General features: G+C 52.7%; 21 protein-coding genes. 10 read left to right on the forward strand and 11 right to left on the reverse strand.

The annotated features are described in order from the left end of the window. Nucleotides 1–94: 94 nt before the first annotated feature. Nucleotides 95–1456: a GNAT family N-acetyltransferase gene (locus KRAC_RS45280; RefSeq protein ID WP_007918888.1), complete on the reverse strand. Its 1362-nt coding sequence runs from the start codon at nt 1454–1456 to the stop codon at nt 95–97. Nucleotides 1457–2087: 631 nt separating this feature from the next. Between KRAC_RS45280 and KRAC_RS45290 the strand changes: the two genes are divergently transcribed. The 5 genes from KRAC_RS45290 to KRAC_RS45310 all read left to right on the forward strand — a co-directional run bounded on the left by KRAC_RS45290 (nt 2088) and on the right by KRAC_RS45310 (nt 5840). Next, nucleotides 2088–3251: a CaiB/BaiF CoA transferase family protein gene (locus KRAC_RS45290; RefSeq protein ID WP_007918891.1), complete on the forward strand. Its 1164-nt coding sequence runs from the start codon at nt 2088–2090 to the stop codon at nt 3249–3251. 100 nt (nt 3252–3351) lie between these two features. Beyond that, nucleotides 3352–3603, forward strand: a complete 252-nt coding sequence (locus KRAC_RS45295) for a hypothetical protein (protein WP_007918893.1) — start codon at nt 3352–3354, stop codon at nt 3601–3603. Between the two features lie 414 nt (nt 3604–4017). Continuing rightward, nucleotides 4018–4914 (forward strand): DMT family transporter, encoded by an 897-nt coding sequence (locus tag KRAC_RS45300; RefSeq protein WP_007918895.1) that lies wholly within the window; start codon nt 4018–4020, stop codon nt 4912–4914. Nucleotides 4915–5077: 163 nt separating this feature from the next. Further along, a complete protein-coding gene (locus KRAC_RS45305; protein ID WP_007918897.1) occupies nt 5078–5404 on the forward strand; it encodes an ArsR/SmtB family transcription factor in 327 nt (108 codons plus the stop codon). Further along, nucleotides 5397–5840: an SRPBCC family protein gene (locus tag KRAC_RS45310; protein ID WP_007918899.1), complete on the forward strand. Its 444-nt coding sequence runs from the start codon at nt 5397–5399 to the stop codon at nt 5838–5840. Before KRAC_RS45305 ends, KRAC_RS45310 begins: the two co-directional genes overlap by 8 nt. Before the next feature lie 28 nt (nt 5841–5868). On the opposite strand, the gene KRAC_RS45315 is transcribed toward KRAC_RS45310, so the two are convergent. The 6 genes from KRAC_RS45315 to KRAC_RS45340 all read right to left on the reverse strand — a co-directional run bounded on the left by KRAC_RS45315 (nt 5869) and on the right by KRAC_RS45340 (nt 11777). Beyond that, nucleotides 5869–6225, reverse strand: a complete 357-nt coding sequence (locus KRAC_RS45315) for a peptide chain release factor family protein (RefSeq protein ID WP_007918901.1) — start codon at nt 6223–6225, stop codon at nt 5869–5871. Nucleotides 6226–6285: 60 nt separating this feature from the next. Then, complete coding sequence (locus tag KRAC_RS45320; RefSeq protein ID WP_007918902.1) at nt 6286–7410, reverse strand: hypothetical protein; 1125 nt, start codon at nt 7408–7410, stop codon at nt 6286–6288. Nucleotides 7411–7665: 255 nt separating this feature from the next. Beyond that, nucleotides 7666–8124, reverse strand: a complete 459-nt coding sequence (locus KRAC_RS45325) for a hypothetical protein (protein ID WP_007918903.1) — start codon at nt 8122–8124, stop codon at nt 7666–7668. Nucleotides 8125–8263: 139 nt separating this feature from the next. Continuing rightward, nucleotides 8264–8821, reverse strand: coding sequence for a hypothetical protein (locus tag KRAC_RS45330; protein WP_007918904.1), 558 nt, complete (start codon nt 8819–8821; stop codon nt 8264–8266). A gap of 33 nt (nt 8822–8854) precedes the next feature. Then, nucleotides 8855–10549 (reverse strand): murein biosynthesis integral membrane protein MurJ, encoded by a 1695-nt coding sequence (gene murJ / locus KRAC_RS45335; protein WP_040447192.1) that lies wholly within the window; start codon nt 10547–10549, stop codon nt 8855–8857. A gap of 301 nt (nt 10550–10850) precedes the next feature. After that, nucleotides 10851–11777, reverse strand: a complete 927-nt coding sequence (locus KRAC_RS45340) for a bifunctional helix-turn-helix transcriptional regulator/GNAT family N-acetyltransferase (protein ID WP_007918910.1) — start codon at nt 11775–11777, stop codon at nt 10851–10853. A gap of 274 nt (nt 11778–12051) precedes the next feature. On the opposite strand from KRAC_RS45340, the gene KRAC_RS45345 reads away from it, so the two are divergent. Next, nucleotides 12052–13104, forward strand: a complete 1053-nt coding sequence (locus KRAC_RS45345) for a sodium:calcium antiporter (RefSeq protein ID WP_007918916.1) — start codon at nt 12052–12054, stop codon at nt 13102–13104. Nucleotides 13105–13273: 169 nt separating this feature from the next. Here the strand turns inward: KRAC_RS45345 and KRAC_RS45350 are convergent, their stop codons facing one another. Both KRAC_RS45350 and KRAC_RS63850 read right to left on the reverse strand, forming a co-directional pair. Beyond that, nucleotides 13274–14104 carry a sugar phosphate isomerase/epimerase family protein gene (locus KRAC_RS45350; RefSeq protein ID WP_007918917.1) on the reverse strand — a complete coding sequence of 277 codons (831 nt, stop codon included), beginning with the start codon at nt 14102–14104 and terminating at the stop codon, nt 13274–13276. Between the two features lie 273 nt (nt 14105–14377). After that, on the reverse strand, nt 14378–16471 hold the full coding sequence (locus KRAC_RS63850; RefSeq protein WP_007918918.1) for an amino acid permease: 2094 nt from the start codon (nt 16469–16471) through the stop codon (nt 14378–14380). Nucleotides 16472–16638: 167 nt separating this feature from the next. Here KRAC_RS63850 and KRAC_RS45360 point away from each other — a divergent pair, with 167 nt between their 5' ends. The 4 genes from KRAC_RS45360 to KRAC_RS70420 all read left to right on the forward strand — a co-directional run bounded on the left by KRAC_RS45360 (nt 16639) and on the right by KRAC_RS70420 (nt 19801). Next, nucleotides 16639–17097 carry a hypothetical protein gene (locus KRAC_RS45360; protein ID WP_007918919.1) on the forward strand — a complete coding sequence of 153 codons (459 nt, stop codon included), beginning with the start codon at nt 16639–16641 and terminating at the stop codon, nt 17095–17097. 274 nt (nt 17098–17371) lie between these two features. Beyond that, a complete protein-coding gene (locus tag KRAC_RS45365) occupies nt 17372–17980 on the forward strand; it encodes an IS607 family transposase (protein ID WP_007918304.1) in 609 nt (202 codons plus the stop codon). Further along, nucleotides 17949–19400 (forward strand): RNA-guided endonuclease InsQ/TnpB family protein, encoded by a 1452-nt coding sequence (locus tag KRAC_RS45370; RefSeq protein WP_040447194.1) that lies wholly within the window; start codon nt 17949–17951, stop codon nt 19398–19400. Before KRAC_RS45365 ends, KRAC_RS45370 begins: the two co-directional genes overlap by 32 nt. Before the next feature lie 233 nt (nt 19401–19633). Beyond that, nucleotides 19634–19801, forward strand: a complete 168-nt coding sequence (locus tag KRAC_RS70420) for a lmo0937 family membrane protein (protein ID WP_007918921.1) — start codon at nt 19634–19636, stop codon at nt 19799–19801. Between the two features lie 278 nt (nt 19802–20079). Here KRAC_RS70420 and KRAC_RS45375 read toward each other — a convergent pair whose 3' ends face one another. Continuing rightward, the gene (locus KRAC_RS45375) at nt 20080–21831 is read right to left on the reverse strand and encodes a peptide ABC transporter substrate-binding protein (protein WP_007918923.1); all 1752 of its coding nucleotides are present in this window, start codon (nt 21829–21831) and stop codon (nt 20080–20082) included. A gap of 652 nt (nt 21832–22483) precedes the next feature. After that, on the reverse strand, nt 22484–24238 hold the full coding sequence (locus tag KRAC_RS45380) for a peptide ABC transporter substrate-binding protein (protein WP_007918925.1): 1755 nt from the start codon (nt 24236–24238) through the stop codon (nt 22484–22486). Nucleotides 24239–24655: the final 417 nt, after the last annotated feature.

Genomic DNA, 24655 nt, shown 5'->3' on the forward strand with positions numbered 1-24655 from the left:
CCGACGCTGCTAAAGTACGCGTCTACATATGATGGTCCCATCATATGTAGACGCGTACTTTAGCAGCGTCGGTCACACCCTTTATCCACAATTTTTAATTCCAGCCGAAGACAAAGGATGGTCGCGTGGGAAAGAGCGCCCTGAGTAGCAGCCTGGCTTCATTGCTTACCCAGATATCGGGAAACACATGGCGAAGTTCCTCAATGCTGCGATGGCCAAAGAGGACCTGTAAGAAGACCAGTGGCGGGAAACTGGCGCTCGGGTCGGCGCCATAGAGCGGCGTGCGCCAGGGCTCCACGGCAACGAGACGCCCCTGCTCAAAGCGCATGCACAGGCCATCACGGTAGAAATCAAGCTTGAGATCGCCTGTATAACCCGCGACGGGTGAAGCTGCCAGGCGCTTCTCAAGCGCGGGTGCGATATGCATGAGAAAGGCTGGCAGGTCCTTTACGCGGATATACCAGGCATAGGGAGGCTCGGTGGGATGGTCCAATACCTCGCCCAACACGCCATGAACCGGGTGGGTCGTGCCAAGCGAGAAGCTGATCTCCTGCAAAGCAGGGGTATCAGGGCGGCTCGTTTCCATGGCGAGGCCATAGCTACGTAGAGCACGCAACAGAGAGGGCATAGCGCTCTGCATATTTATCCCAGGGACAAACTCCAACAGCCAGATGCCCAACACCTTGCCCCGGCGAGAGGCATCACATGCCACGAAACCTACTGCCTCTCCCGAAACGTTCACTATGATCTGGAAGTTAAAGGTATGCCTCAGTTGGGGATGCTTTTTCCAGGTTTCAATCTCATAGAGCCACAATGTGCGCGTGCTGTCCGAAACCAGGCTACTGGCCTGGCGCCGGTTATAGAGTGCCTCGATCAGGGGAATATCTTCGGCTGTAGCGGCGTGCAAGGTGAATGGCTCAGGCTCACCCTCCCTGGCCTCTGGGATTAACACGATTGGAGTGGCGCGCCTATCCTCTAATTCGAGCGCATATTCATAGCCAAACTGGCGGTAGAAATAAGCAATCCCAGTAATGGCCTGGACCAGGTCTCCTTCAGCCTCGCTGCGCGCATGAAACATCTCAAAGAGCGCACGCACAAGCCCGCGATGGCGATAGGTGGGATCGGTTGCCACACACTCAGGACGGCCAACATTAAAAGGAATACCTTCATACGTCCAGATATGCTTCCAGAAACAGGTCGTGGCAACAACGGGATTTCCATCTCTACTTGTATCCTCGACGATACCAAAATCATTGGGTCCCATCAGGGGATAATGACCACTCATGTACGTGCGAATACTCCTCATAGCACCTGTATTGAGTGGAGCATCAGCTTTATCGCGATGAACCATCCCATACAGCATCGCGATACGCTCCGTATCCTCAACTGTGGACCAGCGAAGTACCAGCCCGGCGCCTAAATCGCGACGATATGAGTGATGAATATCTTCTTGCATGAAATTCTCCTCTGTAATACATAACGTGGGGACAGCATGATAGAACCAGGACCAAAAAGCCCTGCAGGAAGCCCGTAAGGGTAAATGCTTGAGATTTACAGTACGAAGGTGAAAAAAGCTAGCGATTACTGCTGAGTAACGGAGACACCTGGCCTGCAAATGGGCGCAATGATCCCTTGGGCCGGGAGTGAGTGGGTGTATGACGATGTGAGGGGATGAAGAGCACGACCGGGTAGAGGTACCGCGCAAGGCAATGTGGAAAGCGCATACTTTCTCTCCTTTTCTTGATCGTGCATACGTGTGCCATTGAGAGTCAATCTTTTTTCAGCACACATCAACTATACAAACTAATAACGGCGATTGTCAAGGAAACGATTCGAAAAACAGCGGGATGGCGTTTCATCCCGCTGCTTGTAATACTACTTCTAGCGCATGTCGGAGAGCAGGCGCTTGTCAACCTGCTTGGATATGCTCTCGACCTTCTTTGCCATCGCCTCTTCCTGCTGGAGGTTCTAATGACAGAACGTTAACGACAAAATATATCTCGCAAGCTGACACCCATCCGCCTGGTTTCACGAGCTTCCTCTGGCATATAATGCAAAGTACACTATGCCAGATGGAGGAAAACACAATGGGTGTGCTTTCAGGAATTCGGGTCGTTGATTTTACGCGGGTCGTTGCTGGACCCTACTGCACAATGCTATTGGGGGATCTGGGGGCCGAGATCATCAAAATTGAGCAGCCGGGGAAGGGCGATGATACACGGAGTTGGGGACCCCCTTTTGTCGGGGGTGAGAGCGCCTACTTTTTGAGTGTCAACCGCAATAAGAAGAGCGTCTGCCTCGACCTGAACAATGAAGATGACCTGAAAGTGGTACACCGGTTGGTGGCAGAGAGCGATGTGATGATTGAGAACTTTCGCTCAGGCATCATGGAGCGCTTTGGCCTGGGCTATGAGGACTGGCGCGAGCGCCATCCACGCCTGATCTACTGCTCCATCTCTGGTTATGGGCGCAGTGGCCCCTATAAAGATCGCGCGGGCTATGATGTGATTGTCTCGGCAATGGGTGGATTGATGGGGATTACTGGAACGCCGGAGGGTGAACCCGTCAAGACGGGTGTGGCTCTCACGGATGTGATCACCGGACTCTACGCCTTCTCAGCGATTCAAACAGCGCTCTACCACCGGGAGCGCAGTGGGCAGGGGCAGCGCCTCGATGTCTCGCTGCTAAGTGCGGAGCTGGCGGCACTGATCAACGCGGCAAGCAATTATCTCGTCTCAGGTGAAGTACCACAGCCCCAAGGCAGCGCGCATGGCTCCATTGTTCCCTACCAGGCTTTTCGTGCCGCCGATGGCTATATCGTGATTGGCGCGGCCAATGATAAGCTCTTCCAGAAGCTCTGCCAGGCCCTGGCACACCCTGAATGGGCCTCTGACGAGCGCTTTCGCACCAATGCTGAGCGCGTAAAGAATCGCGAGGCCCTGATATCCTTAATCGAGGATGCACTCCAGGCGGAGAGCGTCGCTACCTGGGAGCCACTTTTAGCCCAGGCGGGTATCGCTGTCGGGCCAGTCAACCGCATGGACCAGGTCTTTCAAGATCCCCAGGTTATGCACTCGCAACAGGTCGTGAGCCTGGCTCACCCAACCGCTGGCGATGTACGCCTGGTCGGGCCAGCAGTCAACTACAGCCTCACACCCGCCGAAATCACCAGCCCACCGCCGCTGCTGGGTGAGCACACCCAGGAGATTATTCAATCCTACCGTGATCCTTCACAGCCTGGCAACAATTAAATAATGCCATGTGCATATCTCCCTTTTCTCCCTAGTAAGTTACTCTGATACTGAAAAAGCGTCTAGCACATATGAGACTCTACACAGAGGGGAGAACCATATGCCACGCAAGAGGGATGAGCAACAGCCTGCGCTCTTCTCTACCTATCGCTATGATTGGAAGAGCATTCATCAACTCAAGCTCAAGGACATCCTCGTTATCGCTGACGAGGAAAACAGGGTCAACACTATCAAACACGATGAAGCCGATATGAGCTGGCTTGTCACTTACACCAATCTTCGTACAAACGACAGAGGGGAGCAGCTCTATTTCACGCATGACTTTGTCTACGTACGCAAAGCTGACTCGTAGGTGATACAATATAGTTGCGTTACATGTTATTGATCTATACAGAGAAGGATACTCTCACCGTGGTTGATCGCGTCTTTTATAGCTCTTACTCTATTTTGCCCCCACCCGTGGTCCCTTCCCACCAGGGCAGGTAACGCGGCGTCGCTCTATAAAACCTTCTTGATAAGCGCATCCTTCTCATAAGGCCTTGCGCCTCTCTCTACACGCCTTCATCCTGCCCTCACACGCCATTTTTCAACTCTAAGATCTTATTCCGAAACCCAACGTCACTCGCGCCTGCCCCTGAATGGGGGTGACTAGCGCTTCCCCCATTTCCCCATCCGGGGACACGCGGGGACCACCTGAAGGTGGCACGGCAAGCGCGCTCAGGGTTTCGGATCAGAAGTAAGATTGTTTTTGAGGAAGGGATGCTCTATGCTTTCGCGCAATTCTTTTCGCCGCGACTTCTGGTTTATTCTCAGCGCTTCTATTGCCTGGGGGACGGTCGGGGTCGCCAATCAGGCGATCTATGCTCATACAGCCACCAATGCACTTTCACTCGCCTTTTTTCGCCTGGCTATCGCCACGCCACTCTTTCTCGTTGCCTGTGGCAAGCTACTGGGGCGCCGCCTCTGGCAAATTAAACCACGTGACCTGCTGATCATGATCCTGATGGGGGGCGTGCAGGCACTGTACCAGGTAAGCTATAGCGCGGCCATCGCCTATACTGGCGTCACCATTTCCACACTGATCGCGCTCTGTGTAGCCCCGGTCATCGTTGCCCTCTGCTCGACCTTCTTGATTCGCGAGCACCTGACGCGCTCAACGCTGCTGGCGCTGGTCCTGGCCCTTGGCGGAACAGTGCTTCTAGTGGCGGCAAGTTCCCATCCACAGCAGGCGAGCGTGTCTTTGTTGGGAATCGGGCTAGCCTTGCTGGCCGCTGCTGGTTACGCTTTCTTTATCCTGCTAGGGCGCCTCTTTAGCACTGGTTATCACTCGGTCCAGATTAACTTTGTGGCCTTCGGGACCGGCGCGCTTCTGCTTCTACTCTTTACCACCTCGACGCCGCTGGTGACTACCTATCCACTCAATGATTGGCTCCTGCTACTCTACCTGGGATGTGTGCCTACCGCCCTGGCTTATGCCCTCTTCCAGGCTGGCATGCGCTCGATCTCCGCGACGATGGCAAGCATCATAACGCTCTGCGAGGCACTGACCGCCGCGCTCCTGGCCTGGCTTATCTTCCGCGAAGAGCTGGGCGTCTTTGGTATTCTGGGCGCGTTACTGCTCGTTGGCTCGATGCTTATTCTTATCTATCGAAAATACTTCTGATCCGAAACCCTGAGCGCGAAGCGCTAGTCACGTGAGTGACGTTGGGTTTCGGAATAAGATTATAGTCTTGACAGGTAGGATATTTCCTACGTATAATATGCCTGGGTCACATGCGTAGGATAGTTCCTACGCATCATCCAGGGCATAAAGAAGGATACAATGCATGCTTGATTCCATCGACATGGTCTTCGCTGCTCTAGCCAACCAGACGCGGCGGGAACTGCTGCGCCTGCTGCGTGATGAGGGACCCCAACCCGTTCAGCAACTGGCGGACCACTTTGCTATGCAGCGACCAAGCATCTCGGAGCACTTAAAAGTATTACGAGATGTGGGACTGGTTAGCGAGCATAAACAGGGGCGGCAGCGCTACTACTCTCTACAGGGGGCGCCATTTCAAGAAATTCAGGAGTGGCTGTTGCCCTATGAGCGGTTCTGGAAAGAGCGTATCGCCAGTTTAGAGCAACTACTTGCAGAGGAAAACCATGACTGAGACTCTTACTATTTATTGCGACCAATTTCTCCCCTACACACTAGCCCAGGTCTGGAAGGCGCTTACCATGTCAGAGCTAATTGCACGCTGGCTGATGCCTAATGACTTCCAGTTGCAGGTAGGACACCATTTTACCTTTCAAAACGTACCCATTCCTAACGTGAAGTTTGGTGGCACGGTATACTGTGAGGTTCTAGGGTTCGAGCCTGAGCGTTGGCTGAGCTTTAGTTGGGTTGATCGAGGTAAGGAGAACGGGCTAAACTCAACTGTAACCTGGCGCCTCGAACCTGAAGGAGAGGGGACACACCTTTACCTGGAACACGCTGGATTTGATCCCAACCATCCACTCCAGCATTTGGGCTACCAGATGATGAGCAAAGGCTGGAGCCGCCTCCTCCAACACATTGCCGATATACTGGCTGAAGAAGAAAAGTAAACTAAATTACTTCGTAAAAAAATTGCGGCTATTCATCACGATGAATAGCCGTCGTTCTGCGTCGTTTAGTCAGCGAGGTATGGCGTTTGGATTGGAGCCGTCGCTCACGGCTTGCCATGCCAGGCCTTGTTGGTACACGTGGAGCATCGACATGCTGGAGTCGTTCCAGGCGTGCCGCCATCCGTTCAAAAGCCATTTCGCGGTTGGCATATTGTGAACGCCGCTCGGTCGCAGTGACCACCTGGCCACTGGGACGATGGATCAGACGCACACCGCTCTCAACCTTGTTGCGATGCTGCCCTCCAGGTCCACCAGCAATAAAAAACTCGATCGTACAATCGCGCTCCAGCGAGTCACGATCAATTGGATACCATTGCGTAGTCATCACCCCCTTGCGCTTGCTCTAGCTTACCACATAGACGCAAGAGGATGGGACGTGCGCATATTACTCTTCCTCAGGAGCCCCCTGAGGTGGCAGCAGGACAAAGCTTAGCAGGAGGCCAACGAAGCCAGCGATCACAGGTGCTCCGGCCCAGAAGGGCGCGGACCACTGAATGCCGCTCTCGTACGTGATTGGTCCCACAATAGAGAGATCAATGAAGTACAGGATATAGAACATCAATGGTACCAGGAAAGCGAACAAACGCACGCGCTCCGGCTGGTCCGATGATGGCTGCAAGAAGCGATAGACAAGATCTGCCGCGAGTCCACCCAGAAGCGCCGTGGGAACAGCAATCAATGCCGCACGAGGATGAAAAGCCAGCATCAGCACGCCGTTTAAGCCGAGCATGAAGGCGAAGGTGCCAAAGGGCAGCCGCCAGCGGCGCAGAATCAAGAGCACGCAGCCCATCATAATAGCAGTATTCAGCAGGATAGCGGTAATGCCATCTGTGGCCGAACGCGTAACAGTAAGCAGCGGCCAGGGTGAGATCAATGGCGAGGCGTACGAAGTAAAAAAGGTTAAAAGCGAGAAGGTAAAAGTCAGGGAGAAAATGACGGGTCCCAGTTGGCGCCAGGAAGGGGCAACCCCAGAGCGACGCCAGGCGGCACGCAATGGACCAGTCAAGGCGAGAGCAATGCCCAACGCCAGGCCCAGGTGTGTCGGGCTAAGCAGAGCCTCGGTGCTGCGCTCAATCCCCAGAAAAATGTGCCAGGTCATATCGCCAATGCCGCAAATACCAAAAACCACCAGACCCAGCAGCGTGAGATCATACCCCTTTGGAATGGCGCGCAGCCAGTTTCGATCTTTCAGGGTCATACTCAGCAGCGATCCGAAGGCAGGTGTACCCTGGCCACTTGTAAGGGGCGACTGGCGTACGGTGAGAAATACCTGAGCGAGCAGAGTGAAAGCCACCGCCAGATATCCCGAATAGAAGACAGCATGCCAGGGGGTAAAGAAGGTCTCTAGCTGCGGAATATTGCTGTGCGCCCACCCATCGATAAAGAGACCGCCCAGCCACCAGACGGAGACAATGACCATAATCCAATCAAAACGGAGGGAGCTCGCAGTGCGCACCACTATCCCGCTTGCTCCCTGAGAAAACCCTAGATTATCAGATTTGCTCGCCATGGAGGATTCCTTCCTTGTGATGTTCCCATGCATCGAGGTATGATACCTTCATTTATACGACGAACTATACACCAGAGTTAGAGAAAAGTCTATTCAACCTCAAGGAAAGACGGGCTAGTTCCCCTGGTGAGGAGGCGTGGAGGGCGCAGGCGCGAGAAACACTGAGAAAAGTATGAGCATATATAAAAGCGGAGAGATGAGGAACATACCTCATCTCTCCGCTTCATTGATAGAACTGCTCTTCTTATTGTAACACTAGGCTGATAGCTTCAATCGTAACTCAGCGGCGGCCTCGCGCTTGCTCACATAGACCTTGTTGCCACAGTAGATGTTGTGCCGCTTGAACTCCTCGGGAGTTTCGCGCTCATAGCGTTCGCGCACGCGCGGGTTGCGCTCGGCAGCCGGAGAGAAGAACCAGGCGTCCGCAAGGGGAGCGTAGGCGGCCTCATGCACCCAGGTGGGACAGGGAAGCTCATATTTCGCACACAGGTACTCCACCGAGGCCGCGCAAAAGACTGCCCAGCGCTGCAACTCGGGCGCCAGGTTCGCCGATACCTCGATAGGATCTTTGACTAGATCCTCGCGGCGGTCCGCGAAGTTTTCAAAGAAATCGTTCATAAAATCGCCTAGCGGGACCCACGGTGTTTTGTCGGTATCCTCACAGATCTGCCGAAAGGCGACAGCCATGGTCTGTAGCTGTGTGCATGTTTGCATGATACTATCCTCTTCTGCTTGCAGCCTCTTTCGCTGTCAACCAAATTATACCATGAAGAAGGAAGAAACAAGAAGAGGTAGGAGTGTGTGATGTGTATTTTTTGAACGCGTACGCGTTCAAAAAATACACATCACACACTTACTCAAAAAATAACTCGTCGAGGGTGTCTTCGAGGAAGTATTCTTCTTGCCAGCGCTTGGCGATAAAGGTATCTACGAGAGCCTGGGCTTCATCGCGCGTACGGACTCCGAGTTGTTGGGAGAGGGCTTCAACGTCGCTACGATCCTTCTCGCGGAAAGAGATCAGCTTCAGGGCGAGGATGCAGGCCTTGGAGGGAAGATAGACTGAGAGCTTGCCAAAGGTTTTCCAGTGGCGGGCCTGAGGTTCAGGGGCGAAGCCGCGCACAAAGAGGGCCGCATCATCATTGAGCCAATGCTGCTTGATCTTCAAACGGCGGGCGACCGCGCGCACCGCCGTTTGAAAGAGCTTTGTCTCTTTGGTGGCCGTATCCCGATTCGTGGTATCGGGCAGGTCCATCAAGACGACGTCGATATCCTGGGTCGACTCGCGGTTGCCGACCATCATGAGCATATAGACGCCGCCCACGATCATAATACGCACCGGCTCCTGAAAGCCGCGCCGCTCTAGCTCATCTCCCAACTCCTGGAGATAGAGCTCGACTTCTTGACGCTCCATGCCTTAGCTCAATCCTTGTTTTCGTTCTGGTTATTATTTCTTACCCAGCTTCGCCATAACCGCCTGCTTCAGCAGGGAGATCTCCTCCACCTTCATCAATAGAATACCACCAAAGAAGACGATCACGGCGGCGGCGCCTGCAATGAGCGTCGTTAAGAGCTGACCGCGCAGCGTGTGCAGGGAGAAGAAGTCATAGTGGCCCATCCAGTATTGCAAGGTCCAGGCGACCACCGCCATCGCCACGGTCGCAATAATAATCTTGAGGAGCGCCGGGAGCGAGGAGCGGAAATGCAGCGAGCCAAAAAATTTGTAGAACAGGGCGAAGAGGAGAATGCCATGCATCGAGTTCTGTACAGTGTTGGCGAAGACCAGCGCGGGCATGCCAATCGTGCGATAGAAGGGCAGAGCGACCAGAGCGTAGAGGCCATAGCAGACGAAGCCCACAATGACGGGGACAATGGTATTCTTGCGCGCATAAAAGGCGAACATAATCAACTGGTCCACAACCAGGAAGGGAAGCTGATAAGCGTAATTTTGCAGGGCGACCGCCGCCAGGTCGGCATCGCTGGGCTTAAAGAGCCCATGATGGAAGAGCAGAGAGACGATTGGATAGCGCAGGATGATCAGTCCCGCCATGGCTGGGATCATCAGGAGCAGGCCCAGGCGCAGGCCCATAGTCAATGTCTCTTTGAACTGAGCGTCCTCTTTCTCGGTGGCGTAACGCGAGAGCGTGGGCAGGATGGCGAAGGAGAGCGCTGCTGCCACAAGGCCACCAGGGAATTGGATTAAGGCCGTGGCGAATTTAGCAGCCGTCAGATTAGCCGCATGGTCACCAGGGGTGCGTGTCATCAGACTGAGATCGAGGAAGACGAAGAACATACTGACGATATAGCTCACAGCGAGAGGGGCATACAGCTTGAAGATACGCCGGATCGCGGGATGCTTCATATCCAGCACGAACATATATGGCAGGCGCTGGCGTTTCAGTCCAGGTACCAGCAACGCAACCTGCGCCAGGCCACCTAGAATGACGCCAAAGGCCAGGCCCAGTTGGCCAAAGTGGGTGGCACCAAGCCAACCAGTCACGATGGCACCAGCGATGATTCCCAGGTGCAGCGCGCCCGAGGCAAAGGCCGCGAAGCCAAACTCCTTGCGCGCATAGAGCACAGCCTGCAAGACAGCGAAGGGTCCCATAATGGTCAAGGCACAGATAATGACCTGCGAGAAAGTAATGGTGAGCGCCTTCTCGCCTGGATTAAAATCGCCAGCCAGAATAGATCCCACAAACCAGGGCGCGACAAAGATAAAGAGCGCATTGACAAATAGTGAAATAAGAATCAACAGATTCACCAGGCTATAGACCACGCGCCTCAGTTCCTGGTGCCTCTCCTCATCGGCGTAGTCCGTAAAAGTGGGAATGAGCGCGCCACTGACGGTGCCATTGGCCAGGAGATCTAGAAAGGTTTGAAGGGGCGTCAGGGCGGTAGCGAAGGGCCCTATAATGGGTGTCCCCAGGCCCGCCAGAACACTCTGGCGTAGCTGACCCAGCACGCTGCTCCCCAGGTTTCCCAGCATAACAACCGTCGCCGACCTGACGAGTTGGCCTCGTTTACTTGGCGTTGGAGCAGCCTCAGTCGTCTCGACTACCCCAACTATCTCCTGGTCAGCGATCTCCTGCTGAACCGGTTCAGGAGCTGGAACATGCATTGTGCTCGCTTGCTCTTCCATGAAGAAACTACCTCTTTATCTCTTGCGTTACATGTGAGTTTATTTTGATAGTGTATCACTCCAGGGGTAACAAGCCCAGCAAAGGTAGAAATAATTCCTATTCTTTCTCACTCCTCGCGCCTGCGGCGCTCGCAGGAGTAGATGATGTGGTGGTCCTGGCAGCCTGTGGCTGCCAGGACCACCACATGACTGACTCGAATAGGGCCACCACATTATCTACCCGAAATAGGCTGCATAGAGCAGCCACATTGTCTACCTGGAACAAGTTGAATACCGAGTCATCAGTAAAAGGTAGTATCTCTTATAATAATAGTTCCCAGGTTTCGCCTACGAGGTCGTGGCCGAAGCTGTGGTGAGGCTCCTGCTCCACGAGCTGGAAGCCAGTTTTGGTGTAAATGTGGCGCGCCTCCACAAGAATGCTATTCGTCCAGAGCTTGAGCTTTTTATAGCCCCTACGGCGCGCGAAGCGAATACACTCTTCTACCAGGCGCGTGCCGAGTCCCAGGCCGCGTGCCTTCGGTTCAACCAGCAGCAGGCGTAATTTGGCCTCATCCTCGTTGGCCCGCACGACAAATACTGAACCCACAATCTCGCCTTGCATCTCGGCAATCCAGCAGCGCTCCCATTCTGGCTGATAGTTGTTGATAAAATCTGCGACAATCTGGGCCACCAGGGCCTCGAAGCGCTCATCCCAGCCATATTCCTGGGTATAGAGCACACCATGCCGGTGCGTTACCCAGCCCATATCGCCTGGCTCATGTGAACGTAAAAAGAAGGGTTCAGAGTATTTCAGGCTCTTGTTAAAAATATGCTCAATGCCCTCCATAGCGCTCAACAGGCGTTTCTGCTCGCCCTCGCTTAACTCACCAAGCATTTCGCTGACTTCGTCGCGTGAACGCTGATCCAGCACGGAGAAGGCTTGCTTTCCCTCAGCGGTTAGGCGCAGGAGGCGCTGGCGTCCGTCGGACTCCGAGCGCACCTTCTCTAGCAGTCCCTGCTGCTCCAGGCGATTGAGGAGACGACTCAAGTAGCCAGCGTCCAGTCCCAACTCACGACACAGGTCAGATGCCGTCAGAGCATGCCCCTGAGCCAGGTCAAAGATCACACGTGACTCAGTCAAGGAGTAGGGGCTATGCAACAGGCCCTCGCGCAATACGCCTATCTGCCGGGTGAAGAAGCGGTTAAAGCGTCGTACCTCGCGAATCCTGGTCTCCAAATTATCCACCATCTCTGTTCTCTCTTCCTTGCTTATAGCAATTAATTACTTGCTTCAGTCAAATATAAGCCAAAAACAATAAAAATGCAAGGACGAGGACAGAAGACGATCTCTTCCTCTTTTTTCTGTCACTGTTCCTCTTTGTTTGCCACTGAACGGGTTAGGCGACTGCTCGCAAAACTATGTCTCACCCTTATCTCAATGCGCCTGCCTCCTTTTGCTCAAGCGATACGTGTTCAGTTACAGACAGGCACACAATATATCGCGCTACCAAGAGGAGGGAACCATGCTGCATTCATTGCCACTTCTCATATTAATACTAATTTTTGTGGCCGCAGTCGCCGTCGTCTGGCTGGCTGGTATCTACCTCTCAAGCACGACCGATGAGATGGATGATCGCTTTAAGCTGGGGCAGGCTCTGGGAGGCATGCTCTTCCTGGCCATTACGACAAACCTGCCAGAGATCGCGATTACGGCCAGTGCGGCCCTTTCACATAATCTGGAGATCGCGGTTGGTAACATCCTGGGCGGAATCGCTATTCAGACGGTGGTGCTGGTCCTATTTGATGTTGTGGGCCTGTGGCGAAAGGATGCGCTGAGCTATTATGCCGCCTCTCTCCAACTGGTCCTGGAAGGTGGCCTGGTCATTGCCGTGCTTCTCCTGACAATTATGGGTACTCAGCTCCCCTCTTCGCTCGTCTTCCTACGCATTACGCCAGCGACGCTCCTCATTACTATTACCTGGATTGTCGGTGTCTGGCTGATCGGGAAGGCACGCAAGGATCTCCCCTGGCAGGAGAAAGGTGTTCCCGAGGAGGTGCTGCATGGAGAGCGCAGCGATAGAAAGAAAAAGAAGATACAACACTGGAACACAGTACATATCGTACTTGTCTTTCTGGCCGCGGCCCTCTTTACGCTGGTTGCAGGTGTAGCACTTGAGGAGAGTGGCAATGAGATCGCTAATCAAATTGGCATGAGCGGGGTCGTCTTTGGTAGCACTATTCTGGCGCTGGCAACCGCTTTGCCAGAGATCTCAACGGGTCTGGCTTCGATCAAATTGAAGGCCTATAACCTGGCTTTTAGCGATATCTTTGGTGGCAATGCCTTCCTCCCAGTCCTCTTCCTGCTCGCAACTCTGCTCTCAGGCGAAGCCGTGCTGCCAAAGGCACAGAAGGCCGATCTCTACCTGGCCGCGCTCGGTGGCGTACTTACCATCATCTATATCTATGGGTTGATTTTCCGACCTAAGCGTCAGATACTACATATGGGCATCGATTCTCTCCTGGTGCTCATCTGCTACGTGCTAGGTATCCTGGGACTCGTTACCTTCGCGCGTTAAGCATTCCAGGGAACCATGTAAACGAAGGACATTTCATGAAGCAGCATTCACCACGCTCGACCGCGTAGAGCAGCAAATAGAGCAAGTGAACTTAAGCGAACTTATAAGATTGCTAATAGAGGGGAGTCTTCCTCCTGTACCTCCCCTCTACTAGATCATTTTTTTGTGCTTATTGCACGTACTGTTGCGCAACAGCCAGTTCGTTGGCTAGCCCCTTCCACTCGTCTTGATCTGGACCATCATAAATCAAGGTATAGGGGCCAGAGAAGTTGGCCAGGCGCGTAATGTCTAGACAACGTAGATAGTCTTCCTGGTCCAGGACATAGGGTGAGTCAAAAGAAGCCTTCGCATGGCAGGACTCAGCCAGGGGAGCAATCTCTTCAAGGGCTGCATATTTCTCATGACCCTTCCAGTTACCAAAATCGAGACAGAGTCCGACCTCGCCATTCAGGCGCTCGAACAGGGCCTGAACCGACTGGGGAGTTGAAAGGAGCGCGAACCAGTTCTCAGTCATCAAGCGTACATCCCTTTCCCTGGCCTCAGCCGCCAATATGCTCAAGGCCTGGTAGCTTCGTTCTAGCGCTTGAGGCGAGGGGGCGGATTTTCCAGCGATCACACGCATACAGCGTGCCCCCAGTGCTTGAGCCACGTCCAACCACTGACGTATCCATGCCAGGTCACGCTCCCCATTCGTAGGATGCGTAATATCGCCGTCATCTACCAGTAACGAGAAGAGTTCTACCTGTGCAGCCTCCAATGCCGCTCGCAGTTCTCCGAGATACCCTGGATCGAGAGTGGGCAAATGAAAATGACAAATCTCCATAGTAGAGATACCCGCCACCACCAGGCGCTCAGGCAATGCTAACAGCGAATACGCCCCCTTGTTGTGAGTATCGGCTGGCAGCGGATCGCCAACACCATAAAAAGCCGGACCGCCAAGAGTACGATGCAGGCTCCACGTAGATACTGAGACACGAGCAGATTGATTATTCGTCTGCAAAATACATCCTCCCTATCTCTTGCAAAGAGCGAAACGCTCCTACACATAAGCAAAAATTATTTTATAGTGAAGTATATCTCTCAAAGCGGGCAGCCGTCTATTTTATTTCCAACTGCATCCAGGGGAAGAAGCCTCACTCTTCGCGCGTTACAGAAAGGTACGCAGTCAAGCCTATGGTAGAGGTGAGACCTTCTCGCGTTCCCACCTGATAACATAACGGAGATCTAGCGTGCGAGCACTGTATGAGCTCCACGGTTTCCAGACGGTCATCGTCTATGCGGTTGCGATACAGACACAATTTCGACCAGCCTGCTTGGCTCGATACATAGCCAGGTCCGCGCGTTTCATGAGCTGATCTGGAGTCGAGGCATGATCGGGATAGAGAGCGATCCCCACGCTGATAGTGACATGCGTCTCGTGCCTCTCCCCCTCGGTCTGCCAGCAACATGGCCGCTCTTCCAGAGCGCGACGAAGCCTTTCTGCGACGCTCATTGCCAGGTCCAGGTTGGTGTCCCGTAAAATAACCGCGAACTCCTCTCCACCGTAGCGCCCGACCGTATCATCTGCCCGAAGGGAGGCTCGCAGGCGCTGCCCCACTTCATGCAGGATACAATCGCCAACCTGGTGTCCCCAGCGATCATTGATCCGTTTAAAGCGATCCACGTCGACAAAGAGGATCGCACATGTTCTCTGACGACATTCAGTAAACACAACATTGAGCGTGCTCATGATTGCCCTATGATTCGGGAGTTCTGTGACCGGATCAGTTGTCGCGGCACGAGCTTGTTCTCGATACAGACGGTCCACTTCCATGAGCAAGACCTCTTGTTGCTGATACGCTTCCTGAAGTTGCTCGCGTAACATTCTTTCTTTTTCCGTCTCAAATTGTTGATCACTCAGCAAGGCCCATAGCCGGGGATATTCTCCTCCGAGCCAGCCCACGACAAGTGTTACCGCAACACTCATGAGGAGCGTATTTTCCCAACTCCGGTTGGGCATTGAGGCAACCCAGGATGTCGAGAGCGTCGCCCAGATAGCGATTACCGACGTACTTATTCCAGTGAGCGCGATAAAGAAAAAGGGAAAATGTTTTCGCCACCGTAGCCCAGGAGAAGCGCCCTGTTGAGATCCATAAGAGCGGATAAAGAAGGGCAGGACAAACAGAATGATCGTCGACGTGAGGAGCAGGATAATCGCTACCGCCAGGGAAAGCTCGTAGTTATTATACCTCGTCACTGCTGAATTTAGCTCGTATACATGCAGTAGAGGGAAGAGGACAAAGAGGACGGCAGAAGTCACCGCAACAGCCAATGCATCTATGAGCAGAGAGACGAGAGGAACACCCCAACGATTAGGACGCGCAAAAGAAGCAGGAAGGCGATGGTGTTGAGCCAGCGTCACCAATAAACGCGAAAAGAGCAGTAGATAGACAACCAGCAGTATCACATCTGAGCAGGCCAGGGCGAGGGCAAAGAGGGAACCACCAAACGAGCCAAAGAGCATGGTGCTTGCACGAAATGCGGTCAACGTTTCTGTTTCGGGCGTGGCTGGTAGCACTACCACAAGGCTCCAGGTACCAAGAAGGTAGAACAGCAGTATGAGGCCCGCTCCCCACCAGACATAGGTTGACGCGTGTCGCAAACCAGCCTGTCCTTCACGCAGTTCCCTCCCCAGGAAAAGAGGATAATTGACGCCAAGTAAGGCGAAAATGATGGTACTAAAATAGGACGCATTGTTCGGGAAGATGGCATACCAGTTTACGGGGCGTATAAAGGAGGCAGCGCTCTGGTGCCCTTGCAGGAGCCATTCGAGCGCTCCCGCGCCGAGTAAGAGATAGAGCAGGCAATAGAGCAGGCAGCTTACGAATAAGACGTATTTTAAGCGTGCGAGCGGGAGGCAACTAATACCCACCGCCAGGCAGAAAAGAAGAAACATGGCGAAGGCATATTGAGTGGATGTACTGAGGTACGCCGGGTATAAGAGGTGCAGATAGTCAGCCACCTCTTCAATATAGGTAGCCGTCAGTAAAAGACCAGCAACCCAGGTGCCAAAGGTCACTATAAAGCCTGGAGTCGAGCCAAAGACACTGCTGACCCAGGCATAGAGGCTGCCCTGTCCAGGTAAGCGCAGCGCAAGCCACCGGGTGATGATGGTACAGGGAAGCAAGAAGCTTGCTCCTCCCAATAGCCAGTAGGAAATCGCGGATGGACCGGCGGGGTGGATATAAGCAATATTAGAAAAGACCATGACAGCCAGGAGGAGAAGAACAACAAGGTCCCTCCTGCTCAGCACAGCAGGGAGTAGGGGAATCTCAGGTCTGGAGCCTGGCAGGGGTTTGTTGGGTTGAGATGCTGAGAGCGTCTTCATTACTACTTCTCTCCCTGGCTAGAGGACAATGAGCAAGAGGGAAACGTTCGGCTATAAAAAGAGAAGAAGGCCAGCGCGCGCGGCATATCTGCTCTCTATTATTCATAGTAGTATCAATAAAAAAACAAGTCTCACCAGGTACCGGCTTGCTCTACCCCTGATGTGATATGGGTTGTCGCGACCGCAAACAGCTACTGACGTACGATGTAGTCATTTTTCAGAGATTACTGCCAGTTTACCTTCCACGTTTTCTGACTGGACTAAAACGGATCAATCTCAGTGGCATCTACCTCCAACAAGTAGAGTTTGTCCCTTCAGCGACAAGCATGATTTCCTTTATCGTGAGTCCGATGGCAAATGGGCAAGAGTCTCCAGATACGTTGCTTCAACAGGATCTCCTGGTTCAGCGGGGCAAGATAGAGCGTGAAAACAAAATAACCATCAATCAACTCACGTGGTCAACTGCCATTGTTGATATTCCACGCTCCCAAGTAGCAGCCGTAAAGGCAGAGGTCGCCCATTTTCATCCCTACCGGATCGCGTTTAACACGCCACCGGAGCAGTTTTATACCAACGAGAGGACCATGGAGGCAATCTTCCAAACCTTCCAAGAGCTGCAGTCATAACGGGATGTCAGGAAAGACAAGGATTCCTGAGCTGCCGCCGCTGGCGAAGCCAAGGGCACAGCTCTTTACCCTCACCCAGCCCTACTTTTAAGCTAAAACTTATCCTTTTCTAAACAGATACTCAGGCATTCATGCATCGTATCGGATAGGTAACTCGTGTCCATAGTAGAAAGAGTTGCATCATCTATTACAAGGTATCCATTTTGTATAGGCAACCATCACAAAGTATCATCATCTCTTGCATATCTCAAGCAGATAGAGTATACTTGGATGTATGAAGTTATCGAGTTATGCCAAGAAGATTGGGATCAGTTATAACAGCGCCTGGCGTATGTGGAAACGCGGCCAGATTCCCGGCTATCAATTGCCCACCGGCACCGTGATCATTGATCCGCCAGAGCTTCGCTCGGTTCCGGTCCACGCCGTCGCTGTGTATGCTCGTGTTTCAAGCAGCGAAAACAAAGACAACCTGGAAAGGCAAGCCGAGCGGCTGGTGACCTGGTGCAATGCCCAAGGCTGGTCGGTCAGCAAAGTCGTCAAAGAGTGCGGCAGTGGCATCAACGATCAGCGGCCCAAGTTTCTGGCGCTGCTGGCAGATCCCAAAATCGGGCAGATCGTGGTTGAACACAAAGATCGCGCTTCTCGCTTTGGCGTGGCCTATATTCAGACCTTGTTGGCTATGCAAGGACGGAAACTGGTCATCGTCAACACCGCTGATACCGCCGAAGATGATCTCATGGGCGATTTTATCAGCATCATTACCTCGTTTTGCGCTCGTCTTTATGGTCGCAGACAAGCCAAACGCAAGACGGAACAAGTGCTAGCGGCTTTGCAGCAGAATGGACCCGCCTGTGAGCAAGAAGCCCCAAAAAGCCTCGCTTGATGAGAAAAAAAAGCGCAAGCGCAAAAAGAAGACGAAGCAGACCATCACTCGAGCGGTGACCCATATCCGTCTCATTGAGGCCAATCCTGGCAAACTTGAGGCGCTCGATCAGCTTGTGGCGGTTTACTTGCCGCTGTGCCAACAGTACACCACCCTGTTTTGCGAGGCCGAGACAAGCCCGGACAAGTACCAAGAAACCGTCTTCAAAACCGATCTTTCCGACCGCTTGCATCGAGTGGCAATACAGCAAGCCGCAGGCATTGCCAAAAGCGTTCGCACGAATCGAGCGAACGCCTATCAGGCGTACCTGGAAGATGTGGCTGATTACGCTCAGGCCAAGGCTCAGGCGGAAGGCCGGATGACCGCCTTCAAACGCCGCGAACCGACCTGGACCGAATGGGATCTCCCTGTGCTGCGTGTGCCAGTCATCCAAGCCAATGTCAACGTGGTGGTGGTCGAGAAGTCGGAGGACTCCACGTTCGACTACTGGCTGCGCGTGTCCACCTTAGATGTCGGGAATCCGCTTCGAGTCCCAGTCAAACTCGCCTCCTATCACAAACGAGCACTCGAAGGCCGCACGCTCAATGCGTCCACAACACTTCACAAGCGCAATGGAGTCTGGTGGCTGACGCTCTCCTTTGACGAGGACGTTCCTCTTCAAACCAAGCCTGACGCCCCTACAGTAGGCGTCGATGTGGGCATTGCCCATTTCCTCACGACCTCCACCAATAAAGAGTATGGCAGTTTTCATGGCAAGATGGCCCGACAGCACAAGCACGATCGGGAAAAGCGTCGCCGCAAGGCGAAACTGCGAGCCTGTCTGGAAAAGAAAGGCGTCCCAAAGGGCAAGCTTCCTTCGACAAGTTCTGAAACGTCGCAACGCTTGAGCCGTCACGTCAAGCAAGAGATCAACCGGGCGGTCAATGCGTTGGTCAAAGATCATCGAGATGCCAGACTCATTTATGAGGACCTCAATGTGGCCTCGATGCGCTTCAAAGCAAGGGTGATGAACAGTTATCTGTATGCTTCTCACCTGGGGCATATCCCAGAGCAGCTGGCCTGGGCCGCCGCCAAACAGGGCATGGCAGCCCACACGGTCCGAGCCGCCTATTCCTCTCAGGAATGCCCCCGCTGCCATTATGTCGATCGCGCTAATCGGCCGAACCAGAAAACCTTCAAGTGCCTGGTCTGTGGTTACGCAGACCAGGCCGACCGCAAAGCCGCACAGACGCTCGCGGGACGCTGGGGGGATCGGAAACTGGCGGCATGTCGCTCGACCTCGGAGGTCAAGGCGCTCCTCATGACGCGGCATGAAGCGTGGAAACAGCAGAATCAGCAGAGGATCCAGGATGCCGGGCCTCCCGTCCAGTTGAGCTTCTGGGATCCCCCAGAGATGTTCCTGGAATCATCTCACGAGTGAGCATCTCTCAGTAGAGAGAGGTGCATAGGATGCTCGTAGTGCATCCTCCCGCCTAGTCCGCTGTTTGGTAAACAGGCGTAGGTTAAAGTGAGAAGGATAATCATTGCAATAGATGGTTATGCTTTGATCAACTATCATCTATGATTACATTTGTAATCCGAGAAATATTTGAGAGGCCAGCATATATTCGCCTTCTCGCGAAATTCCTCGGATAAGTCGAAAGGGGTAACATCATGATTGGTAGCATTCTCTGGGCCATCGTGGTCATTCTCTTTGTTCTGTGGCTGCTTGGTTTCGTCTTGCACATCGCAGGTGGCCTGATTCACCTGCTGCTGGTGATTGCCGTCATCGTGGCCCTGTACAATCTCTTCGTGGCTGGCCGTTCACGCCGCACCGTTTAACCAGCAACTACTCAGCAGAGCAGGAAAAGCCTTTCTGGTGATATAGACTTGCAAAGAGAACCCATCGCACACATCTTATGCTTTGTGGGTTCTCTTTCTACGTATACAAATTCTCATACGCAAATTCACACACAAAAATTCAGCACACCCCTCAAATTCTTTTTGCATAGAACTATTTCATATAACAAAGGGGAGGAGAGGATGCAAATTGCACCCTCTCCTCCCCTTTTGTCGAGCACACGTGAATGGTTATCACACACCCTCTACACTACACGAGCTTATTTGTACGTGTTTGTGTTGGCGCAGGCAGGATCGCTGGACTTGTAGATCTTAGCCCAGTCTCCAGGAGGAGTCAAATCCTGAGCGTTATCCACAACACCCTGGACACATGTCTTAAGGACATAGACTGTGGTGCGCTGATCAAAAGGAATCCAGGCCGCATCATCGACAAGTTGCTGCTCAATCTGGTTATACTGGGCGATACGCTCAGTGGCATTCTGATTGACATCAGCCTTCAACATGAGGTCCTGAGTCTGCTGCTGGACACTGAGATCCTTTGCTTTACCCATACCGTAGTTGTTCTCGTTGTTGGACGACCCCTTACCAAAGAGCAGGGTCAGCCAGTCCTGAGGATCGGGATAGTCAGCGATCCAGGCAGCGGCCCACATCTGCAATTTGTCATTGCCGACGGTACCGGACTCATCGGCGAGGCGCTTGTTGAAGTCCTCGTCGTTGATGGTTACGTTAACGCCCAGAGTATCTTTCCACTGCTGCTGCGCGAACTCGTAGAGGTTCTTGGAGGTCTGTGAACCACCAGTTGCCACCGTCAAGGTAATGGCGGGGAAGTTGGCGGTTGTGTAGCCTTCCTCTTGCATACCTTCCTGGAAGAGCTGCTTGGCCAGGGTCTTATCACCCTTGGTGCTGGTCACGCCACCAGCAGCCTTCAGATTGGGATTATAGCCAGGCATACCCTGGGGCACAATATGGTTAGTCGCCAAACGCACGCCCTTGGTAATGCTCTTCTCAATCGCACTCTTGTCGAAGGAGAGCGCAAAGGCCTGGCGGATCTTGACGTTGTTGAAAGGCTTGGTCAGCCAGTTCATGGTAAAGTAGTCGATAGCCAGCTGAGGGGCCTGGCGGAACTGCTTGTTGGCCAGAGCACGTGCCTCATCCAGGTTGGCGGTTGGCACTCCAGCCTGGTCCAGCTGATTAGTCTTGTAAGCTTTGTAGGCCGTCTGTGGATCTTTGTAGAACGCGTACACTACTTTCTTCAGCTGTGGCTTGCTACCCCAGTAGTTAGAATTGGGTACAAAGCTAACATACTTACCATTGAGGTGCTGGTCCAGTTTGAAGGGGCCAGAGCAACCACCCTCGCTCAGGTGCTTCAGGAAATCGGTATCGCCATACTTCTCTACAAAGCTTTTCTCTACGACATAGGAGGTCGAGTAGGTCAGCGCCTGCAAGAAGTACTGGGCATTGCTTTTGGCCACAATCTTCACTGTTGTGGGATCGACAGCAAAGATGCTATCGCCAATCAGTGTGGGGACCTTGCCCGCAAAACGCTTGTCCGAGTCTTTAATAAGCCCCAGATAGGAAGGCGCAACCGTCGACTTCAACTCAGGCTTGAGAGCACGGTCAATGCTATAGACCACGTCATCCGCGGTGATGGGGTTGCCATCGCTGAACTTGAGATTAGGACGCAGGGTGAAGGTCCAGGTCAAGCCATCGCTAGACTGTTTCCAGGACTGAGCCAGTTCGGGATAGACTTTCAGGTTGTCGTCGAGCTGGACGAGGCCCGTGAACATCATGTCAAGAGCAGTGATAGAAGCCGAGTCGGTCGAAAGCGCGGGATCAAGCGTCGCGACATCCGATAGACCACTCAAAGGGATGACATAGACCTGCTTGTCATCAGATAGTTTGCCACCAGTTGTGTTACCACCCGAACTGCCACCGCATGCTGCAACGAGCACGGCAAGCAGGGTCAGGAGCAACGGCAAAAAGATTGTCACACGTTTCTTGCCAGACTGCATCAAGTACATTCTCCTTAGAAAAGCATACAAGGGCCATGATTTGCTGAGATAGTGAAGAGTATTATCGCCGCTTAAATTATCTTTTCCCGGCTATAAACCAGCTCACCACTGGACCTCTTCTCTACTACAAATAAGTAAATACCGCTGCTACTATGCAAGATAAACAAAGGCAAGAAAATCCGTCTTTCTTACCCCCCACCATTTCCATATCCTTAGAAATGGATACTGCATTTACACAGCGTATTATATATACGCCACGAGTTTGTGTAATCTCTCGCATAAATCCCAAAAAATCAAATTTCATGCGCTTTAATAACTTACCTAGCTTTGTCTTCCATCAAGTTATCTACGATATAAAATATAAAGGTAATATAATATCAAGCACCTATGTAATCAAACCATCTTATTAACCAATATTAGTGTGTTTGTAGATCTGTACTTCCTTTTTTTAACAATTTCATGCTTAAATACTTTAAATGCGAGCGATGTTCGCATCCAGAAAGCTCATACAAACCTGCATCACAAGCTCATTTTACAGAGCACTATTTCACAATAAAGAGGAGAGGAGAGGATACAACTTGCATCCTCTCCTCTCCTCTTCTGTCAAGCGCATGTGATTGAAGTCGTCACATACCCTCTTTGCGATACGAGCTTAGTATGCGCTCGTGTTAGCGCAGGGGGAATCGCTGGACTTGTAGATCTTCAGCCAGTCCTGAGGAGGAGTCATACCCTGCGCGTTGTCCACGATACCCTGGACACAGGGCTTGAGTACATAGCTCAGGGTACGCTGATCGACGGGCATCCAGGCCACATCGTCAACCATCTGCTGCTCGATCTGATTGTACTGAGCAATACGCTCGGTGGCGTTCTGGTTAACGTCAGCTTTCAGCATCAGGTCCTGCATCTGCTTCTGAGTCGCAACGGTCTTGGAAGTACCCAGACCATAGTTGAGCGAGTTATTGGATGCACCAGCACCAAAGAGCAGGGTCGTCCAGTCCTCGGGATCGGGATAGTCCGCGCCCCAGGCCGCAAACCACATCTGCAATTTGCCATTGCCTACGGTATTAGAGACATCATCCAGGCGTTTGTTGAAGTCCTCATCGTTGATGGTTACGTTAACGCCCAGAGTGTCTTTCCACTGCTGCTGCGCGAAGGTGAAGAGGTTCTTCGCCGACTGTGAACCACCACTGGCAACCGTTACTGAGATGGCGGGGAAGTTTGCAAGGGTATAATGGGCTTCCTGCATGCCCTCCTGGAAGAGCTGCTTGGCCAGGGTCTTATCACCCTTGGTGCTGGTCACACCTGCAGGACCTTTGAGGTCGGGATTATAACCAGGCATGCCCTGAGGCACGATGTGGTTGGTTGCCAGGCGCTGACCCTTGTAGATGCTCTTCTCGATGGCGCTCTTGTCAACGGCGAGAGCAAAGGCCTGGCGGATCTTAATGTTGTCGAAGGGCTTGGACAGGTAGTTCATCGCGAAGTAGTCGATGGTCAACTGAGGCACCTGGCGGTACTGCTTATTAGGCAGGGCACGCGCCTCATCCAGGTTGGCGGTTGGCACACCGGCATTGTCCAGCTGATTGGTCTTGTAAGCTTTGTAAGCCGTCTGCGGATCTTTGTAGAAGGCGAATACAACCTTCTTCATCTGGGCCTTACCAGCCCAGTAGTTGTTACTGGGAACAAAGCTGACCTGTTTGCCGGAGGTGTACTTTTCCAGCTGGTAGGGACCAGAACAGCTACCCTCGCTCAGGTGCTTCAGGAAATCGGTATCACCGTACTTCTGAACGAAGCTCTTTTCCACGACATAAGCGGTTGGATAGGTCAGCGCGTCGAGGAAGTACTGCGCATTCTGACTGGTCACAATTTTGACCGTCGAGGGATCAGGGGCAAAGAGGCTATCGTTAATCAGCGTGGGAACCTTGCCTGCAAAGCGCTTATCCGAGTCTTTCACCAGGCTCAAGTAGGCCGGAGCCACCGTCGACTTCAACTCAGGCTTGAGGGCGCGGTCAATGCTGAAGATGACGTCATCCGCGGTGATGGGGTTGCCATCGTTGAATTTGATTCCCGGACGCAGTTTGAAGGTCCAGGTCAGGCCATCACTGGAAGTGGTCCAGGACTGAGCCAGTTCGGGATACACCTTCAGGTTGTCGTCGAGCTGGACCAGGCCCGTAAACATCAGATTAATAGCGCTGATCGAAGGCGAGTCGGTTGAGAGCGCGGGATCAAGCGTCGCGAGATCTGATAGACCGCTCAAGGGGGTTACATAGATCTGTTTGTCGTCGGATAGTTTGCTACCAGATGAGCTACCATTACCTCCTGAATTGCCGCCACATGCTGCAACGAGCACGGCGAGCAGGGTCAGAAGCAATGGCAAAAAGAGTATCCTACGTTTTTTGCCAGACTGCATTAAGTACATTCTCCTTAGAAAAGCATACAAGGACTATGATTTGCTGAGATAGTGAAGAGTATTATCGCCGCTTAAACCATCTTTTCCCGGCTATAAACCAGCTCACCACTGGACCCCTTCTCTACTACAAACATGTAAATACCGCTGCCACTATGCGAGACAAACAAAGACAAGAAAATCCGTCTTTCTTGCCCCCACCTTTCCATATCCTTAGAAATGGATACTACACTAACACAGCGTATTATATATACGCCATGAGTTTGTATAATCTCTCGCACAAATCCCCAAAAATCAAATTTCATGCTCTTTAATAACTTACCCAGCGTTGTCTTCCATCAAGTTATCTATGATATGAAATATAAAGGTAATATAATATCAAGCAGCTATGTAATCAAACCATCTTATCAACAACTATTA

The sequence above is a fragment of the Ktedonobacter racemifer DSM 44963 genome, from assembly GCF_000178855.1.
GTDB classification, from domain to species: Bacteria; Chloroflexota; Ktedonobacteria; order Ktedonobacterales; family Ktedonobacteraceae; genus Ktedonobacter; species Ktedonobacter racemifer.

Bases quoted from the DNA above. Each gene is read 5' to 3' on its own strand.
- KRAC_RS45375 (WP_007918923.1), bottom strand. From the start codon at position 21,831: ATGCAGTCTGGCAAGAAACGTGTGACAATCTTTTTGCCGTTGCTCCTG.
- KRAC_RS63850 (WP_007918918.1), bottom strand. From the start codon at position 16,471: ATGAAGACGCTCTCAGCATCTCAACCCAACAAACCCCTGCCAGGCTCC.
- KRAC_RS45380 (WP_007918925.1), bottom strand. From the start codon at position 24,238: ATGCAGTCTGGCAAAAAACGTAGGATACTCTTTTTGCCATTGCTTCTG.
- KRAC_RS45290 (WP_007918891.1), top strand. From the start codon at position 2,088: ATGGGTGTGCTTTCAGGAATTCGGGTCGTTGATTTTACGCGGGTCGTT.
- KRAC_RS45340 (WP_007918910.1), bottom strand. From the start codon at position 11,777: ATGGTGGATAATTTGGAGACCAGGATTCGCGAGGTACGACGCTTTAAC.
- KRAC_RS70420 (WP_007918921.1), top strand. From the start codon at position 19,634: ATGATTGGTAGCATTCTCTGGGCCATCGTGGTCATTCTCTTTGTTCTG.
- KRAC_RS45300 (WP_007918895.1), top strand. From the start codon at position 4,018: ATGCTTTCGCGCAATTCTTTTCGCCGCGACTTCTGGTTTATTCTCAGC.
- murJ (WP_040447192.1), bottom strand. From the start codon at position 10,549: ATGGAAGAGCAAGCGAGCACAATGCATGTTCCAGCTCCTGAACCGGTT.
- KRAC_RS45280 (WP_007918888.1), bottom strand. From the start codon at position 1,456: ATGCAAGAAGATATTCATCACTCATATCGTCGCGATTTAGGCGCCGGG.
- KRAC_RS45305 (WP_007918897.1), top strand. From the start codon at position 5,078: ATGCTTGATTCCATCGACATGGTCTTCGCTGCTCTAGCCAACCAGACG.
- KRAC_RS45360 (WP_007918919.1), top strand. From the start codon at position 16,639: ATGGGTTGTCGCGACCGCAAACAGCTACTGACGTACGATGTAGTCATT.
- KRAC_RS45310 (WP_007918899.1), top strand. From the start codon at position 5,397: ATGACTGAGACTCTTACTATTTATTGCGACCAATTTCTCCCCTACACA.
- KRAC_RS45365 (WP_007918304.1), top strand. From the start codon at position 17,372: ATGAAGTTATCGAGTTATGCCAAGAAGATTGGGATCAGTTATAACAGC.
- KRAC_RS45345 (WP_007918916.1), top strand. From the start codon at position 12,052: ATGCTGCATTCATTGCCACTTCTCATATTAATACTAATTTTTGTGGCC.
- KRAC_RS45315 (WP_007918901.1), bottom strand. From the start codon at position 6,225: ATGACTACGCAATGGTATCCAATTGATCGTGACTCGCTGGAGCGCGAT.
- KRAC_RS45295 (WP_007918893.1), top strand. From the start codon at position 3,352: ATGCCACGCAAGAGGGATGAGCAACAGCCTGCGCTCTTCTCTACCTAT.
- KRAC_RS45320 (WP_007918902.1), bottom strand. From the start codon at position 7,410: ATGGCGAGCAAATCTGATAATCTAGGGTTTTCTCAGGGAGCAAGCGGG.
- KRAC_RS45330 (WP_007918904.1), bottom strand. From the start codon at position 8,821: ATGGAGCGTCAAGAAGTCGAGCTCTATCTCCAGGAGTTGGGAGATGAG.
- KRAC_RS45325 (WP_007918903.1), bottom strand. From the start codon at position 8,124: ATGCAAACATGCACACAGCTACAGACCATGGCTGTCGCCTTTCGGCAG.